Origin of the sequence: Allostreptomyces psammosilenae (assembly GCF_013407765.1) — a bacterium.
Classification (GTDB): Bacteria; Actinomycetota; Actinomycetes; order Streptomycetales; family Streptomycetaceae; genus Allostreptomyces; species Allostreptomyces psammosilenae.
In genome coordinates this window covers 731,847-747,846 of the sequence record NZ_JACBZD010000001.1, presented here as the reverse complement: position 1 = coordinate 747,846, position 16,000 = coordinate 731,847, and the positions used below count along the sequence as shown (strand labels likewise).

At 76.6% G+C, this 16,000-nt stretch carries 16 protein-coding genes; 10 read left to right on the top strand and 6 right to left on the bottom strand.

Features of this window, described 5'->3' with window-relative positions:
• The first annotated feature begins 63 nt into the window (after window positions 1–63).
• Window positions 64–750, top strand: coding sequence for a phosphoribosyltransferase (locus FHU37_RS02920; protein WP_179812654.1), 687 nt, complete (start codon window positions 64–66; stop codon window positions 748–750).
• 442 nt (window positions 751–1,192) lie between these two features.
• Here the strand turns inward: FHU37_RS02920 and FHU37_RS02915 are convergent, their stop codons facing one another.
• The 4 genes from FHU37_RS02915 to FHU37_RS02900 all read right to left on the bottom strand — a co-directional run bounded on the left by FHU37_RS02915 (window position 1,193) and on the right by FHU37_RS02900 (window position 3,350).
• A complete protein-coding gene (locus tag FHU37_RS02915) occupies window positions 1,193–1,411 on the bottom strand; it encodes a hypothetical protein (RefSeq protein ID WP_179812653.1) in 219 nt (72 codons plus the stop codon).
• Between the two features lie 222 nt (window positions 1,412–1,633).
• Entirely contained in the window at window positions 1,634–2,086 is a 453-nt protein-coding gene (locus FHU37_RS02910) for a YbhB/YbcL family Raf kinase inhibitor-like protein (RefSeq protein WP_179812652.1), read from the bottom strand.
• A gap of 111 nt (window positions 2,087–2,197) precedes the next feature.
• Complete coding sequence (locus FHU37_RS02905; protein WP_179812651.1) at window positions 2,198–2,866, bottom strand: HhH-GDP family DNA glycosylase; 669 nt, start codon at window positions 2,864–2,866, stop codon at window positions 2,198–2,200.
• 139 nt (window positions 2,867–3,005) lie between these two features.
• A complete protein-coding gene (locus tag FHU37_RS02900) occupies window positions 3,006–3,350 on the bottom strand; it encodes a DUF3140 domain-containing protein (protein ID WP_179812650.1) in 345 nt (114 codons plus the stop codon).
• 226 nt (window positions 3,351–3,576) lie between these two features.
• Between FHU37_RS02900 and FHU37_RS02895 the strand changes: the two genes are divergently transcribed.
• The 3 genes from FHU37_RS02895 (at window position 3,577) to FHU37_RS02885 (ending at window position 6,068) form a co-directional block, all read left to right on the top strand.
• Window positions 3,577–3,780 carry a hypothetical protein gene (locus FHU37_RS02895; protein WP_179812649.1) on the top strand — a complete coding sequence of 68 codons (204 nt, stop codon included), beginning with the start codon at window positions 3,577–3,579 and terminating at the stop codon, window positions 3,778–3,780.
• 271 nt (window positions 3,781–4,051) lie between these two features.
• The gene (locus FHU37_RS02890; protein WP_179812648.1) at window positions 4,052–4,285 is read left to right on the top strand and encodes a hypothetical protein; all 234 of its coding nucleotides are present in this window, start codon (window positions 4,052–4,054) and stop codon (window positions 4,283–4,285) included.
• A 229-nt stretch (window positions 4,286–4,514) separates the two neighbouring features.
• Window positions 4,515–6,068 carry an MFS transporter gene (locus FHU37_RS02885; RefSeq protein WP_179812647.1) on the top strand — a complete coding sequence of 518 codons (1,554 nt, stop codon included), beginning with the start codon at window positions 4,515–4,517 and terminating at the stop codon, window positions 6,066–6,068.
• A 250-nt stretch (window positions 6,069–6,318) separates the two neighbouring features.
• On the opposite strand, the gene FHU37_RS02880 is transcribed toward FHU37_RS02885, so the two are convergent.
• Window positions 6,319–7,857, bottom strand: coding sequence for an ATP-dependent DNA ligase (locus FHU37_RS02880; RefSeq protein ID WP_179812646.1), 1,539 nt, complete (start codon window positions 7,855–7,857; stop codon window positions 6,319–6,321).
• 290 nt (window positions 7,858–8,147) lie between these two features.
• Between FHU37_RS02880 and FHU37_RS02875 the strand changes: the two genes are divergently transcribed.
• The 3 genes from FHU37_RS02875 to FHU37_RS02865 all read left to right on the top strand — a co-directional run bounded on the left by FHU37_RS02875 (window position 8,148) and on the right by FHU37_RS02865 (window position 10,960).
• Window positions 8,148–9,545 (top strand): carboxylate-amine ligase, encoded by a 1,398-nt coding sequence (locus FHU37_RS02875; protein WP_246450164.1) that lies wholly within the window; start codon window positions 8,148–8,150, stop codon window positions 9,543–9,545.
• A gap of 111 nt (window positions 9,546–9,656) precedes the next feature.
• Window positions 9,657–10,427 (top strand): phosphatase PAP2 family protein, encoded by a 771-nt coding sequence (locus FHU37_RS02870; RefSeq protein WP_179812645.1) that lies wholly within the window; start codon window positions 9,657–9,659, stop codon window positions 10,425–10,427.
• Between the two features lie 53 nt (window positions 10,428–10,480).
• Window positions 10,481–10,960, top strand: a complete 480-nt coding sequence (locus tag FHU37_RS02865) for a hypothetical protein (protein ID WP_179812644.1) — start codon at window positions 10,481–10,483, stop codon at window positions 10,958–10,960.
• Between the two features lie 31 nt (window positions 10,961–10,991).
• Here the strand turns inward: FHU37_RS02865 and FHU37_RS02860 are convergent, their stop codons facing one another.
• Complete coding sequence (locus FHU37_RS02860; RefSeq protein WP_179812643.1) at window positions 10,992–11,783, bottom strand: TetR/AcrR family transcriptional regulator; 792 nt, start codon at window positions 11,781–11,783, stop codon at window positions 10,992–10,994.
• A gap of 130 nt (window positions 11,784–11,913) precedes the next feature.
• Between FHU37_RS02860 and FHU37_RS02855 the strand changes: the two genes are divergently transcribed.
• The 3 genes from FHU37_RS02855 (at window position 11,914) to FHU37_RS02845 (ending at window position 15,835) form a co-directional block, all read left to right on the top strand.
• Window positions 11,914–13,071 carry an FAD-dependent oxidoreductase gene (locus FHU37_RS02855; RefSeq protein WP_179812642.1) on the top strand — a complete coding sequence of 386 codons (1,158 nt, stop codon included), beginning with the start codon at window positions 11,914–11,916 and terminating at the stop codon, window positions 13,069–13,071.
• A gap of 158 nt (window positions 13,072–13,229) precedes the next feature.
• Window positions 13,230–14,087, top strand: a complete 858-nt coding sequence (locus tag FHU37_RS02850; protein WP_179812641.1) for a class I SAM-dependent methyltransferase — start codon at window positions 13,230–13,232, stop codon at window positions 14,085–14,087.
• Entirely contained in the window at window positions 14,084–15,835 is a 1,752-nt protein-coding gene (locus FHU37_RS02845; protein WP_179812640.1) for an FAD-dependent oxidoreductase, read from the top strand. The genes FHU37_RS02850 and FHU37_RS02845 overlap by 4 nt, the downstream gene beginning before the upstream one ends.
• The last annotated feature ends 165 nt before the right edge of the window (window positions 15,836–16,000 follow it).

The window sequence follows — 16,000 nt, the reverse complement described above, 5'->3', positions numbered from 1 at the left end:
GCGTGGGCGCCCGGACCAGAGACGAGGGGGACCGGGGGGACCCAAGCACACCGGAGGTGCACGATGCGTTTCTCCGATCGCCGGGAGGCCGGCCGGGCCCTGGCGGCGCGGCTGCGCGAGACCACCCCGCCGCTGACCGACCCGCTGGTCCTGGCGCTGCCCCGGGGCGGGGTGCCGGTCGCCTACGACGTCGCCCGGGAGCTGAACGCCCCACTGGACGTCCTGGTGGTGCGGAAGCTGGGCGCGCCCTTCCAGCCCGAACTGGGCGTCGGCGCGGTGACCGGCGAGGACCCGCCGGTGTTCAACGACTACGTCCTGGAGCAGGTGGGGCTGACGGAGCAGGAGATGGCACCGGTGGTGGTGGCCGAGCGGGCGGAGGTGCGCCGGCGCGAGGAGCGCTACCGGGGCGGACGCCCGGCACCCGAGGTGGCGGGGCGGACCGTCGTGGTGGTCGACGACGGCCTGGCGACCGGCATCACCGCCCTGGTGGGCTGCCGCTCCGTGCGCTCGCGCGGGCCGGAGCGGCTGCTGCTGGCCGTTCCGGTGGGGGCGGCGGACGCGGTGGCGATGCTGTCCCGCGAGGTGGACGAGGTGGTCTGCCTGTCCACGCCGCTGGCCTTCCAGGCGGTGGGCGCCTGGTACGACGACTTCGCGCAGCTCACCGACGAGAACGTGCTGGACCTGCTGGCGGCACGGCGCCGCGAGCTGGCCCAGGGCCAGGAGGCCGCCAACCCGGGCGACGCCCCCTGACCAGACAGCGCCCCGACCCCATCGGCACCGGCGTACCCGGACGCCGACCGGCGAGACTCCGGGCACCCTCGGCAGAGACTCCGGGCACCCTCGGCAGAGACTCCGGGCACCCTCGGCAGAGACTCCGGGCACCCTCGGCAGAGTTGTCCACAGGCCGAAGAACCCCCTGCCGCCCACCCCCTGACCCATGAAATCCTGGAATCAGGGGGCCCACCACGGCTCCCCCGGAGGCACGTGAGCGGCGGACCGCCACACACCGACACCCCCAGCACTGGCACCAGAGCACCAGTCACCAGCACCCCCCAGCGACACACGGGCACCATCAGCACAGGCACAGCCACACACCCACCCAGCCCACACGCGGGCGTGCCGGTCCTCGCGCCACGCCGCACCCGGCGTGGCGCGAGGACCGGCACGCCGCGCGGCCGGCGCCGCGGGTCGGTCAGTCGGATCCGTGCTGCTGGTCCGGCCGCTCGCCGCGCTCGCCCTTGGGGCCGAGCCCGCGTTCGGTGCGCGGACCGGAGGTGCGCCACTCGGGGTCCTGCTGGAGCTCCCGGTTGGCCTCGGCGTCGGCGTGCTGGTCGGGAACGCCGCTGTCCTCGGCCTCCTTGCGCAGCCGGGCGCGGCGGACGTCGTACTTCTTGCTGCCGGGTTCCGGCATGGTGCTCGCCTCCGACGGTCGTTGTGGAGTCGTGCGTGCGTGGTGCGGCCCCGCCGCGGCACGGGCCGCCGCGTCGCGGGTGCCCGTGGTCGGGGCGGCCAAACCCGGGGTGGCTGCCCCGGGAGCCCGCCCGTCGCGGGCGCCGGGCGCGGCGGCCGGCGCGGGGCGCGCGCCTGGCCGCCGCGCCGCGAGTCGGCGGCCGGCGAGTCGGCGGCCACGGCGTCAGCGGCCGAACAGGCCCACGAGCGTGCCGCTGGCCAGTTCGTGGCCCCGGATCGCCTCGTGCACCTCCTCCGGGGAGGGCGCCCCGGGCAGATGCACCGGCTCGTCGAGCGCGTAGACCCGGAAGAAGTACCGGTGCGGCGGGTCGCCCACCGGGGGCTGTGGTCCGCCGTAGCCGTCCTCGCCGAAGCCGTTGCGCCACGCCGTGCCTCCCGGCGGGCGTTCGCCGGGGCCGATGTGCCGGGCGTGCGGGTCGATGCCGGTCTCCAGCCAGTGCAGGAACGTCCCGCTGGGCGCGTCCGGGTCCTCACAGATCAGCAGCAGTTCGGCGGCGCCGTCCGGGACACCGCTCCACTCCAGTTCCGGGCTGACGTTCTCGCCGGTCTTGCTGTACCTCTCGGGGATGATCGCGTGGTCGTTGAACGCCGTGCTGCGCAGCTCGATACCGCTCATGCGCTTGGTTCCTTCCCTCTCCCTTCCCCCGTCCGTGCCGCTTTCCCGTGCCGCTTTCCCGTGCCGCTTCCCCGTGCCCGTTCTCGTTCCGCCGCTCCCGTCCGGTCCGCCTCAGGCGGCCGCCCGCCGCACGTCCTCCACGACGTCCTTGGAGCGCGCGGCCCGCACCAGCCCGGCCACCAGCTCGACGAAGTGGTCCGGCGCCACCAGTTCGGCCAGTTCCTCGGCGTCCCGCGGCAGGTCCAGCCGTTTCGCGCCCTCCGCGGCCAGGTCGTCCACGTAGGGGCGCACGTCCTCCCAGACGGCCTGTGCCTCCCGCAGGAAGACGTCGGCGCCCACCGGGCCGATGCCGGGGAACTCCTGGAGCCGCTCGCGCAGCGCCTCCGGATCACCGTCGGCCTCCTGGTGCAGCCGCCGCAGGTCGCCGTGCCACCGGCGCAGCAGCAGTTCGGCGCCCTTGCCGAGCATGGTGGCGGTCCGCTCGTCGTAGCGGCGGTACCCGCCCCGGCCGAGGGCGTCCACGCGTTCCTGCCAGTCGGCGGCGGCCATCCGGCGCGCGTCGCGCATCCCGGCCTCGGAGAGGCAGCGGGCGGCCGCCACCGCGATGTCGGCGCGGATCCGCGCGCTGATCAGCATCGCCAGCACCAGCAACTGGTACAGCGAGGCGGGCGTGTCCCGCAGCCGGATGCCGGCCTGCTCCGCCCAGGTGGTCCCGTGGGTCTCCAGCAGCGCCTCGGCCACCCGGGCGCGCTCCTTGACCGCCCCGGTCTTCGCAGCCATGGTCTTCCGCCCCTCGTCGCTCGCGTCCCTCTGTCGCCGTCGCTCGCCCGCGCCCCTCTGTCGCCCCGTCTCGCCCCGTCCGGCGTCCCCCGCACCCGTGTCGGTCCCCCGGGCACGGCGACGCGTCCCCGGGAGGCGGTCAGACGGGCTTGAGCGGGTCGTGGCCGATGGACATCAGCCGGTGCCGCCAGGACGCCTGCCCCTGGGTCGGTTCCAGGTCGTCCCGCCGCTCGGCGTGCACCCGGTCCACGACCTTCTGCATCACCCGCAGGTCGTCGTCCTGCAGGTCGGTCTTGCGCTTGCCCAGCACGCTGAGCACCTGCCGCCCGGTGGGTGTGCCGGCCTCGTCGGGGAGGGTCTCGGTCTCCTCACCGGCCGAGCGGGTGTTCAGCCAGTCCCCCAGCTCCTTCGACGTCATGTTGACGACGCGGTGGAACTCGTCCCACAGGTCGTCGACCTCCGGTCCGCTCGCGCTGGTCGCCATGGCGGCGGCCTCCTTCCCGGTCCGTCGCTCGACGGATCTGTCGGTTGTGGGCCATCGCCACCGGCGGCTACCCGTGTGCGTAGGGGGGAAACAGCCGCCGCGCCGAGCAGCGGGCCGGGCACCGCTCGGGGAGCCGGACCGCGCGGCGGGGCCGGCCGCGCATGGCGCGCGCCGGTCGGGGTAGCCGGGGGTCGCACGAGACCGCGGCAGCAACCGGGAGGCAGCGATGGCGGGAACCCCAACGACTCCGTCCGGGAACGACGTCGAGCAGGAGCCGCCGAGCGTCGCCCAGGAGGCCGGCGACTACCCGGCCGAGGACGTCACCTCGAACCAGACCAGCGGCTCGTGGCGGACCAGCCAGGCCGAGGGGGAGAACGAGGAGGCCGCCGCCGCGGCACGGCGGCACGGCCACCGGTCCCAGTCCTCCTGAACCGCCGCCCCCGCGGGACGGGCCCGCCGTCCCGCGGGTTCGCCGTGCCGGGGGCCGGAGACCGCGGAGCGGGAGTGCCACCGCGGAGCGGGAGGTCAGAGGCGGTGAGCGGGGGGGTGTGAGGGGAGTCACACGGGTAGGTTCACCACCACCTACCGGCCCCTCCCGCACATTCGGGCGGCGGCTCGGGAGCACGCGGCGACCGTCACGCGTTGTATCGATCAGTGGGAGTCGACCGGCGACCCTCCAGCGAGCGACAGGGAGATGGACGATGGCTGGACTCTTCGACCGCGCCAGGGAGCAGGCCCAGCGGGGCCTGGAGATGGGCAGGCAGAAGGTGGAGGAGGTGCAGGTCAACCGCGCCGGCCACGACCTCGCGCGCAAGCTGGGCGCCGCGTACTACGCGCTGCGCCACAACACGGGCAGCCAGGCGCAGGTGGACGACGCGCTGCGCGCGCTGGAGCGGCACATCCAGGAACACGGCGACGGAGCGTTGCGAAGCTGATCGCGCCCGGCGGGCGGGCCGCGCCGACGGCGCCCGCCCGCCCGCCGAACGGCACGAGCCCCAGGAGCCCGCGTCCCCCCGGAAAACCGGGGGGACGCGGGCTCCTGGGCGTCCCGGGTCTCGGGCGTCGGTTATCTTCTTAAATACGAGACATCTTGTTCCGTATATGCGCACCACGAGGCACCGCCACGCCCCACGAGAACCACGGAGCCGAAGGATCACCCGCCCCATGAGCACGAACGAGACGGCCGGTCATCGAGATGGCGCGGCGATGCGACCGCCCACGCCGAGCAGTCCGGAACCGGACCCGCGGCGCTGGTGGTCGCTCGCGGTAATCGCGTTCGCCCAGCTCATCGTGGTGCTGGACGCCACCATCGTGAACGTCGCCCTGCCCTCGGCGCAGGCGGACCTCGGCATCTCCGACGCCGACCGCAGCTGGGTGATCACCGCCTACACCCTCGCGTTCGGCGGCCTGCTGCTGCTCGGCGGCCGGATCTCCGACATGATCGGCCGTCGGCGGTCCTTCCTCATCGGGCTGGTGGGCTTCGCCGTCGCCTCCGGGCTGGGCGGTGCGGCGGCCAGCATCGGCCCGTTCCTGGCCGCCCGGGCCGGCCAGGGCGTCTTCGCGGCCCTGCTGGCGCCGGCCGCGATGTCCCTGCTCAGCACGACCTTCACCAACCCGCGGGAGCGCGCTACCGCCTTCGGGGTCTACGGCGCGGTGGGCGCCGGCGGTTCGGCGATCGGCCTGATCGCCGGTGGCGCGCTCACCGAGTACCTCGACTGGCGCTGGTGCCTGTTCGTCAACATCCCGATCGCGGCGATCGCCATCGCCGGCACCGTCTTCGTCCTGCGTGACCACGGGCTCCCCTCCGAGGGCACCCGACGCCGCCTGGACCTGCTGGGGGTGGTGCTCGGCTGCGGCGGCGTGCTGGTCATGGTCTACGGCTTCAGCGAGGCCGAGTCGCGCTCCTGGGGCGACCGGCTGGTGCTGGCCCTGCTCGGCGGCAGCGTCGTGCTGCTGACCCTGTTCGCGCTGTGGCAGCGCCGGGCGAGCAGCCCGCTGCTGCCGCTGCGGATCATCACCGAGCGCAACCGGGCCGGGGCGTTCCTGACCGTGGGCCTGGCCAACGTGGGCTCCTGGGGCCTGTTCCTGTTCATGACGTACTACCTGCAGGAGGTGCTGGGCTACTCGGCCCTGCGGACCGGGCTGTCCTTCGTGCCGCTGACCATCGCCATCATCATCGGCGCCACCCAGATCGCCGCCCGGCTGTTCGGGCGGGTGCAGCCGCGCTGGGTGCTGGTGCCCGGCCTGCTGCTGCAGGCGGCCGGGCTGGGCATCCTGACCCAGCTCACCCCGGAGCCGGCCTACCTCACCCACGTGCTCCCCGCAGAGCTGGTGCTGGGCCTCGGCCTCGGGCTGGTGACCATGCCGGCGATGAACCTGGTCACCCAGGGCGTGGAGACCCGGGACTCCGGCGTGGCCTCGGCCACCGCCAACACCTCGCAGCAGCTCGGCGGTTCGATCGGCACGGCCTTGCTGAACACCATCGCCACCTCGGCCACCGCCGGATACGTGACCGCCCACGCGGCGGCCCCGGAGGCGGAGGCCACCGTGCACGGCTTCACCGTCGCGATCACCTGGGCGGTGGGCATCCTGCTGGTCGCCGCGGTGCTGGCGACGCTGCTGGTCAACGTCCGGGTGCCGCGGTCCGGTGGCCGCGGCACCGGCACCGGCGCCCGGACCGCTGCGGAGGCTGCGCCGCAGCCCCAGGTGGCCGTCTGAGCCGCCGCCCCGGGCGGAGCGGCCGGTAGCGCCGGCCCACCACCGCCCACCGAGACGTCCGGCGGCACGGCCCGCCGCCGGCACCCGCCCCCAGCCGTCCTCGCCGCGCCCGGCGGTTCGGCGCGGGGGCGGGACCCACGCCGCTGGTCGGCGGTGCGCGGGCCGGCGACCCCGCGCACCGCCGACCGGCGGCCGTCAGCCGCACCGACACGGTCACCGCGAGCCCGTCACCCCCGGCCCGCCCTGACCGTCACTCCCCCGCCCGCCCGGCCCGCCCCGCCTCCCCGGGCAGCATCGCCCGCACCGCCGTCAGGTCGTCGGCCTCGGCCGGGCCCTTGTCCGGCCGGTAGCGCAGCACCCGGGCGAAGCGCAGCGCCACCCCTCCGGGATAGCGCGGGCTGGTCTGCACGCCGTCCAGCTCGATCTCCACCACCAGCTCCGGCCGCACCAGCACCGCGTGGCCGTCCCGGCCCACCTCCCGGGCCAGCAGCTCGCGGGTCTGCCAGGCGAGCAGCTCGTCGGTCAGCCCCTTGAAGGTCTTGCCGACCATCACCGGCTCTCCGCCGTCCGGGTCCCGGGCGCCCAGGTGCAGGTTGGACAGCGTGCCGACCCGCCGGCCGCTGCCCCACTCGGCGGCGATCACCACCAGGTCCAGGGTGTGCGCCGGCTTCACCTTCCGCCAGGAGCGCCCGCGCCGGCCGGCGGCGTAGCGGCCGTCGAGGGACTTGACCATCACGCCCTCGTGGCCCTCGGCCAGCGCCCGGCCCATCATCCGCTCCGCGGCGTCCTCGTCGGGCTCCTCCAGGGCCGGCATCCGGTGCTCTCCGGCGACGGCGCCGAGCGCGGCCCGCCGCTCCCCCAGCGGCGCGTCCAGCAGGTCGGTGCCGTCCAGGTGCAGGCAGTCGAAGAAGTAGGGCCGCAGCAGCAGCTCGCGCGGACTGGCGGCGCCGAAGCGGCTCATCGTCTCCTGGAACGGGCGGGGGGTGCCCGCGTCGGTGAGGGCCAGCGTCTCGCCGTCCAGGACCACGGAGCGGCAGGGGAGGGCGCGCACCACCTCCACCAGCTCGGGCACCCCGTCGGTCACCTCGCGCAGGGTCCGGGTGAACACCCGCACGGCGTCGCCGTCGCGGTGCACCTGGATGCGGGCGCCGTCGAGCTTGTACTCCACGACGGGACGGGCCAGTTCGCGCAGCGCCTCGGCGAGCGACTCGGCCGGGGAGGCCAGCATCGGGCGTACCGGGCGGCCGACGCGCAGCCCGAAGGCGGCCAGGGCCGGCTCGCCGCCGGTGAGCGCCGCCGTCGTGGCCTCGGCGAGCCGGCCGGAGAGCATCAGGGCACGCCGCACCGCCTCGGCCGGCACGCTCCCGGCGGCGGCGACGGCCTCCACCATCACGCCCTCCAGGGCGCCCTGGCGCAGCTCGCCGAGCAGCAGCGCGCGCAGGTAGCGCTGCTCGTCCTCGGTGGCGCGGGCGAAGAGCTCCTCCAGCACCCGCCGGCGGGCCGCGCCCGAGCCGCTGCCGGTGAGCCGGGCGAGGTCGGTGAGGGCGGCGTCGACCCGGGCGATGGTGAGCGACGGCGCCGCGGCCGGCGGCGGCGCCACCTGGCGCAGCGCCGCCCAGCCCACGCCGATCCGCCCCTGCCGCACCTCGCCGGCCAGGAAGGCGACGGCCGGCGCGACCTCGGCCGGCTCCAGGCGGGCGAGCAGTGCGGCGAGCACGGCCGTCTTCCGGTTGCGGGAACGGGTGGCGGTCACCTCCCGGGAGGTCCGCACCAGGTCGTCGAGCAGCATCGTTCCGTCCTCTTCGCCCCGCGGCCCGGCTCCTTCGGCCTCGGCCCGGCGTCTTCACCTTCGGCCCCGCACCGCCCGGAGTCCGGGCCGCGTGGTGGTCCGGACCGCGCCGGGCAAACCACGCCCCTACCCCGTGAAGCTTCGGCCGAACGCGTTTCCCGGCGCGACGGCGTGGCATGGGTGTGACGCGTGGGCGCAGCGGGACGGGTCGGTGGCACGTCGGAAGGAGGCGAGCAACGGTGACCAGAGGACCGACAGCGGTACCGGTACCGTGCGGCGCCGGGGTGACGATGGGCGTGGAGGAGGAGTTCCTGCTGATCGACCCGGAGACCCGGATGCCCCTCCCCCTGGCCGGCGACGTGCTGCGCACCGCGCACGGCGGCCCGTCGGCCTGCGGCGGCGGCCTGCCCTTCGGCGCCGAGTGGGCCACCGCCCCGCCCCGCGCGCACGCCACCGCCCCGTGGCCCCCGCCGTCCGAGACGGCCCGCGAGCACATGGCCGAACTCGCCCCCGTCGCGGCGGGCGCCCCGTACGGCGGCGGAGCGCACGGAGGCGGACCATACGGCGGCGGGCCGCACGGCGGCGGGCCGCACACCGGGCCGTCGCGCGCCGCCGCACGGCACTCCGGCCCGCTGTTGGAGGGGCCGATCGGCACCACGCCCATGCTGAAGGCGGAGTTCCTGGCCACCCAGGTGGAGTCGGCGAGCGGGGTGTGCACCCGCCTGGAGGGACTGCGCAGCCAGCTGCTGGCCGGACGTCGGCGGCTGGCCGAGGCCGCCCGGACGTGCGGCGCCCGCCTGGTCTCGGTCGGCAATCCGGTGCTGTCCGACGGCGATCCGGTGCCGTCACCGCCACCGCAGTCCGAGAACGGGGCCGACCGGTACGCGCGCATCCGGGACCTGTTCGCCGGGGCGGTGGCCGACTACCAGGCCTGCGGCTGTCACGTCCACGTCGGGGTGCCGGACCGCGAGACGGCGGTGCAGGTCGTCAACCGGCTGAGACCGTGGCTGCCCACCCTGCTGGCGCTCTCCGCCAACTCCCCGTTCGACCACGGGCGCGACACCGGCTGCCACAGCTGGCGGATGATCGCCCAGGGGCGCTTCCCCGGTGCCGGCGTGCCCCCGGTCTTCGAGTCGGTGGAGGACTACGACGCGCAGATCGCCCGGCTGGTGGACTGCGGCGCGGTGGTCGACGAGCAGATGACCTTCTGGCTCGCCCGGCCCTCCCAGCATCTGCCCACGGTCGAGGTGCGCGCCGCGGACGCGGGCACCGTGGACGGCACGCTGCTCCAGGCCGCGCTGACCCGCGCACTGGTGGACACCGCCCTGGAGGACCTGGCCGAGGGCCGGCCACCGGTGCGGGTGCGGGACACCGTCGCGGCGGCGGCGGTGTGGTGCGCCGCCCGCTACGGGCTGCGCGGGCCCGCCGTGCATCCGGTCGCCGAGCGGCGGGTGCCGGCCGCGGAGCTGGTGGCGGAGCTGTACAACGTGGTGCGTCCCGCCCTGGCGGAGCGCGGGGACGAGGCGCTGACCAGCCGGCTGCTGCACGAGGCGCTGCAACAGACCGGCCCGGAGCGGCAGCGGGACGCCGCGGCCGCCGGCGGCCCGACGGCGGTGGTGGACCAGTTGATCGCGGTGACCGACCCGGGCGCCGCGCGGTTCCACGCGGCCAGTCACGTGGAGGCGTGAGCACCGCCGGGCGCCCGCCCTCCCGGCACCCCGCCGGCACCCGCCCAGGGGCGGTCCGGGTGGCCGGAGGCGCCCTGGTGCGGCCGGCCCGGTTGCGGTAGGACTAATCGAATGGACTTCCAGGCTGACTCGGCGCGGCAGGTCTACCCGGACGGACGCTTGGTGCGGCGCGCCGGTGTGGCGGTCACGGTCCTGACGGCCAGTACGGCGGTGTTCGTGCTCCTGCTGCTGCTGGTGGAGAGCCGATGGCGTCCGCTGATGCGGCTGGACACCGGCACGGCGACCTCGCTGAACCGCCACGCGGCCGACGCCCCCGACGCGGTGGCGGTGCTGGAGGTGCTGACCTCCTGGGTGTGGGATCCGGTGACGCTGCGGATCGTCCTGGGCGGGCTGGCGCTGTGGCTGCTGTGGCGCGGCGCGTGGCGGGTGTGCGCGTGGGTGGTGGCGACCGCCGGGGTGAGCGGGCCGCTCGGTCAGGGCGTCAAGCAGTTGGTCGGGCGGGCCCGGCCGGAGCTCGCCGAACCGGTGTCCCACGCCCCCGGCCTGGCCTTCCCCTCCGGGCACGCGATGACGGCGGCGTCGTCCTTCGGCATCCTGCTGCTGGTGCTGCTGCCGCTGCTGAAGCGGGTGTGGCGGGTGGTGCTCTGGGTGCTGGCGGTGGTCTCCGTGGTGGGCGTGGGCTTCACCCGGGTCGCGCTCGGCGTGCACTGGGTGAGCGACGTGCTCGGCGGCTGGCTGCTGGGGATCGCCGTGGTGGCGGGCATGGCCGTGCTCTTCGACCGGGGGCGGTTCGCCGACGGCCGGCTCGGCAGACCCGCCCGGGAGCACGAGCGGGGCGGCCAGGGCGCGGTGACTGCGCATCACGTCATCCCTGCCCCCTAGTGTCACGGGAAAACAGGGGGTTCGCGGCGGGGATCGCGGCAAGACTTCCGCCCATGGCAGCGGATGTGGGCAGGTTCCTCCGGGCGCTGCTGTTCCTGACCGGGGCGGCGCTGCTGGAGGTCACGGTGTTCCTGGCGTCGGTGACGCTGGTGGTGGCCACGGCCGTGCTGGCGCGTCCCGGGGCGCGCGGGCACGTGGGCTTGGCGGGCAGCGGTCCCGCGCACGCCGTCGGGGACGCGGAGCCGGGTGTGCGCCGCCGGGACCTGGTCGTGGCCGGCCTGTCACGGCGCCTGCGGCAGCGGCAGGAGCGTGCGGAGCTGCCGGACCGGCGCGACCGCCGGGACGACGCCGGCGCCGAGGGGGCCGGTGGTGGCCGCCCGCCGCGGCCCGCTGTCCCGGGCGAGCCCGCGGCGGCGCCGCCGTACCTCCGGGCGCGTCGACCCGGTGGGCGCCATCCCTGGCACCGGCCACCGGACGGCCGCCCGTCCGCGCGCGCCGGTTCCTGCGGCCCGCCCCCGCGCCGGATGACCTGAGCCCTCTCCCGCCGGAGGCCGCCGCCGCGGCTCAGCCGGCCGCCTGCCGGCCGCCCTCGCCGTCGGCCCGGTCCGCCCCGTCCCCCCTGCTCGCCCCGGCTGCCCCGGCCACCCCGTCCGCCCGGTCCCGTTCGTCCGCCCCGCCTGGACCGCCCGAGCCGCCCGGACCCTCCGGGCCGCCCGAGCCGCCCGGGCTGTCCGGGCTGTCCGGCCCGCCCGCGCCACGGAGGCCGTCCAGGAGCAGGGCGGTGAGCGTGTCGACGACCTCCTCGTCGGTGTAGCCCGGCGCCCGCTCCCCCGCGGTGAGCAGGGAGTATCCCAGCATCGAGAGCATCGCCCCCATCGCCGCGGCCACCAGCGTGGGGTCGCCCGGCAGTCGGTGGCCGCGCTCGCGCAGGTACTCCAGGTGGTCGCGGAGCATGTCGGTGTCGGCGACGAGGCGCTGCCACGGACGGCCGGTGTCCAGCCCCTGCGTCAGCGCGGACTGCATCAGGGCGACCATCACCGGCAGGTGGTCCCGGAAGACCCCCCAAGCGACGCCGAGGTGGGCGCGCAGCTGTGCGCGGTCCGTCAGGTCGTGCTCGCGCGGGTGGTGGTGGGCGGCGAGGTCGTCGTCGGCCTGACCCTGCATGTCCCGCAGCAGGGCCTGGAGGAGGTCCTCCTTGCCGGCGAAGTGGTCGTAGAAGGAACCCGTGGCGCGTCCGGCGGCCGCCGTGATGTCGGTGATCTTCGTGTTCAGGTAGCCCCGCTCCGCGAACAGCCGCCGGGCCGCCTCCTTGAGCGCGGCCTCGGTCTCCGCGGCCTTCGCCTTCCGCACACCCACCCGCCGGTTCCTCTCCGCTCCCGCCGCCGCGCCGCGCGGCGCCACCGCCCGCCTTGACTCCGGACGGTAGCAGCCTCCATAGTGAATCCGGTTTCACCGAATATAGATTCACCAAATGAAGGGGAGAGATATGCGTGTCGCCGTGGTCGGTGGCGGGGTGGCCGGGTCGGTGTGCGCGATCGCGCTGCGGCGCGTCGGGGCCGAGGTCACCGTCTTCGAGTCACACCCGGACGCCGCCGGGAGCGTCGGCTCCTTCCTCAGCCTGGCCAGCAACGGGCTGCGCGGACTGGACGCCCTCGACTGCCTGGGGCCGGTCACCGCCGCCGGGTTCCCGGTGGCGCGGCAGCGGATGTGGTCGTCCTCCGGCAGACTGCTCGGCGACGTCGCCCGCGGCCGGCTCGCCGACGACCCGCTGCACAGCGTGACGCTGATGCGCGGCCGGCTGGTCGAGCGGCTGCGCGAGGAGGCGGCGCGCTCCGGCGCCCGGATCATCACCGGGGAGCGCCTGGCGGACGCCGAAACCCGCCCCGACGGCGTCCGGCTGCGCTTCGCCGGCGGCGGGAGCGCCGACGCCGACCTGCTGGTCGGCGCCGACGGCATCTGGTCCACCACCCGCCGCCTGCTCGACCCCGCCGCGCCGACCCCCCGCTACGCCGGCCTGTACACCGTCTCCGGGACCACCGAGGGCCTGGACCTGGAGCCCGGCGTGTTCCACATGGTCTTCGCCCGCGCCGGCGCCTTCCTGGCCGTGCCCGCCCCGGACGGCACCGTCTGGTGGTCCGCGCAGGTCGCCAGCCGCGAGCAGCCGGACCTCTCCGCCGGCGGGACCGACGACGCCACCCGGCTGCGCGGCCTCCGCGAGCTCTTCGGGGACGACGTCCTCCCCTCCCGCGTCCTGCGCCTGACGCCCCGGCTGCACCGTCCGACGCCGCACCACACGCTGGACGCGCTGCCGGTGTGGCACGCCGACCGCGTGGTCCTGGTCGGCGACGCCGCCCACCCGGTCGGCGCCGGACAGGGCGCCTCGATGGCCATCGAGGACGCCGTGGTGCTCGCCCACGCGCTCCGGTCGGCCCCCTCCGTGCCGAGCGCGCTGGCCGACTACGACGCGCGGCGCCGGCCCCGGGTGCGCCGGATGCTCAAGACCGCCGGGGAGAACCGGGACACCAAGACGGCCGGTCCGCTGGCCCGGCGGATGGGCGAGCTGTTCATGCCCGTCTTCTTCCGCCACTTCCACGACCGGGCCACCTCCTGGCTGTACACCTACGACGCCACCAAGGCGGCGTAGCCCCCGGCGGGACGGCTCCGGTACGGCCGTTCGGAGGCGGGACGGGCGCACCCGGCACGCCGAACCGCGCCGGGTGCGCGGGCCAGGACCGGCCCGGGTCGACAATCGGTCGCGGGAGGGGCGAAGCCGCAGGCAGCCGGCCGACGAAGGGACCCGCAATGGCCAAGCGCCCCACCCCCACCACCACCCGACGCCACGCCCCCGACCCCCGCGATCCCCGCGATGCCGGCCCCCGCGATCCCGACCCCCACGACGCCGGCCTCCCCGCCCCCGCACCGGCCCGCGCCGACGTCCCCGCGGCGTTCGACCGGGCCGCGGCGGCCTACGACCGGCTGGTCGCCGCCAACCCCGGCTACCACGCCCAGCTGCGCCGCTCGGCCCGGCGCCTGCGGCTGCCCGGCGACGGCGCGGGCCTGCACCTGCTCGACCTCGGCTGCGGCACCGGGGCCTCCACCGCCGCGCTGCTCGCGGCGGCGCCCCGCGCCCGGATCACCGCGGTGGACGCCTCCGCCGGCATGCTGGCCCGGGCCCGCGCCAAGCCGTGGCCCGCCCGGGTGCGGTTCGTGCGGGCCCACGCCGAGGAGCTCCGGGCGGCCGGGGTGACCGGCCCGTTCGACGGCGCCCTCGCCGCCTACCTGGTGCGGAACCTGCCGGACCCGGACGCCACCCTGTGCGCGCTGCGCGAACTGCTGGCTCCCGGCGCGCCGCTGGCCGTGCACGAGTACGCGCTGGGCTCGCCGCGGGCGCGCGCCGTCTGGCACCTGGTCTGCTGGTCCGTCATCGTGCCCGCCGGCCGGCTGCTGGGCGGCGACGCCGGGCTGTACCGCTACCTGTGGCGGAGCGTCCGCGAGTTCGACACCCCGGCGCAGCTGTGCGCCCGACTGGAGCGCTGCGGCTTCCAACCGGCCCGCGCGCTCCCGATGCCGGGCTGGCAGCGCGGCATCGCACACACCTTCCTCACCCGTCGCCCGGCCGAACCGGGCCACGGGGTGGCCCCGGCCACGGAGGCGGCATGAGCGACACCGCCCCGCGCGCCACTCCGCCCCCCGCCACGCCACCGGCCCCTCCCGGGCACCCGGGACCTCCGGAACACCCGGCGACAACCACGCCCCAGCGCACCGCCGCGTCCCACCGCACCGCCACGCCCGCCCCACCCGCCACCACCGCCCGGGGGCGCCGCGTCCCCCTGGGCACCGATCCCCGGGCGGTGCGGCACTCCCCCGCACCCGGCCGACCCGACCTCGGCCACCTCGCCGACACCCCACGGGTGGCCGTGATCGGCGGCGGCATCGCCGGCCTGGCCGCGGCCGCCGCACTGGCCGACCGTGGCGCCCGGGTGGAGGTGTGGGAACGCGAGGCCGGCCTCGGCGGGCGGCTCGCCGGCTGGGAGACCCGGCTGCGCGACGGCAGCCGCGTCACCATGACCCGCGGCTTCCACGCCTTCTTCCGCCAGTACTACAACCTGCGCCGGCTGCTGCGCCGCGCCGATCCCGCCCTGGAGGCGCTCACCCCGCTGCCGGACTACCCGCTGCTGCACGGCACCGGCGCCCGCGACTCCTTCGCCGGGCTGCCCCGCACCCCGCCGTGGAGCGCCCTCGCCTTCGTCGCCCGCAGCCCCACCTTCGGCTGGCGCGACCTGGCGGCCATGGCCCCCGGCCCGGCGCTGGAGCTGTTCGACGTGTCGGTGCCCCGGGTCTACCAGCGCCTCGACGCGCTGGACGCACCCGCCCTGCTGGACGCCGTCCGCTTCCCGCCGGCCGCCCGCCACCTCGCCTTCGAGGTGTTCTCCCGCAGCTTCTTCGCCCACCCGCGCCGGCTCTCCGCCGCCGAGCTGGCCACCATGTTCCACATCTACTTCCTCGGCTCGGCCGAGGGCCTGCTGTTCGACGTGCCGCGGGACCCGTTCCCCCAGGCCCTGTGGGAACCGCTGGCCACGCACCTGACCGCGCGCGGCGTCACCTTCCGCACCGGCGCCGCGGTGGACCGGATCGACCCGGCACGCACGCCGGGGCGGCACTCGGTGGTGCCGGCCGGCGGCGGCGCCCGCGACTACGACGCGGTGGTGCTCGCCGCCGACGCGCCCGGCCTGCGACGGCTCGTCGCCGCCTCCCCCCGGCTGGGCGACGACGCCTGGCGGCGGCGGATCGCGGCGCTGCCCAGCGCCCCGCCCTTCCAGGTCACCCGGCTGTGGCTGGACCGCCCGGTGGCCGCCGACCGCCCGGCCTTCCTCGGCACCGGCGGCTTCGGCCCGCTGGACAACATCACCGTGCTGGAGCGCTACGAGCGCCAGGCCCGCCGGTGGGCCCGGCGCACCGGCGGGTCGGTGGTGGAACTGCACGGCTACGCGCTGCCGGAGGACACCGAGGCGGGCGAGGCGGCCCGGCGGCTGCGCGCCGAGCTGCACCGGGTCTACCCGGAGACGGCCGACGCCCGCGTGCTGGACGAACGTCACGAGCTGCGCGCCGACTGCCCGCTGTTCCCGCCCGGCGGCTGGCCGCACCGACCGACGGTCCGCACGCCCGACCCGACGGTGGTGCTGGCCGGCGACCTGGTCCGGGTCGACCTGCCGGTCGCCCTGATGGAGCGCGCCGCCACCTCCGGCACGCTGGCGGCCAACGCCCTGCTGGAGCGGTGGGGCGCGGCCGGGCACCCGGTGTGGACCGTCCCCACCGCCGGCCGCTCCCCGCTGCTGCGCGCCCTCGCCCGCGTGGCCCGCCGGGCCGGCCCGCACCGCGCCTCCGCCCTGTCGGCCGGGAAGGGCTGAGGCCCCCGCGCCGGCACCCACCCGCCGCGTTCGTCACCGGACGGCAACCGGCCCGCGCCGCCCGGAACCGAAGCCTTCCCCCGCGCCGTCCCACGGATCGTCACCAGCCCGTCCCGCTGTGGCCGAGTCCGACCCGTTCGTCCCGACTCGGCGGCACCGGGCGTC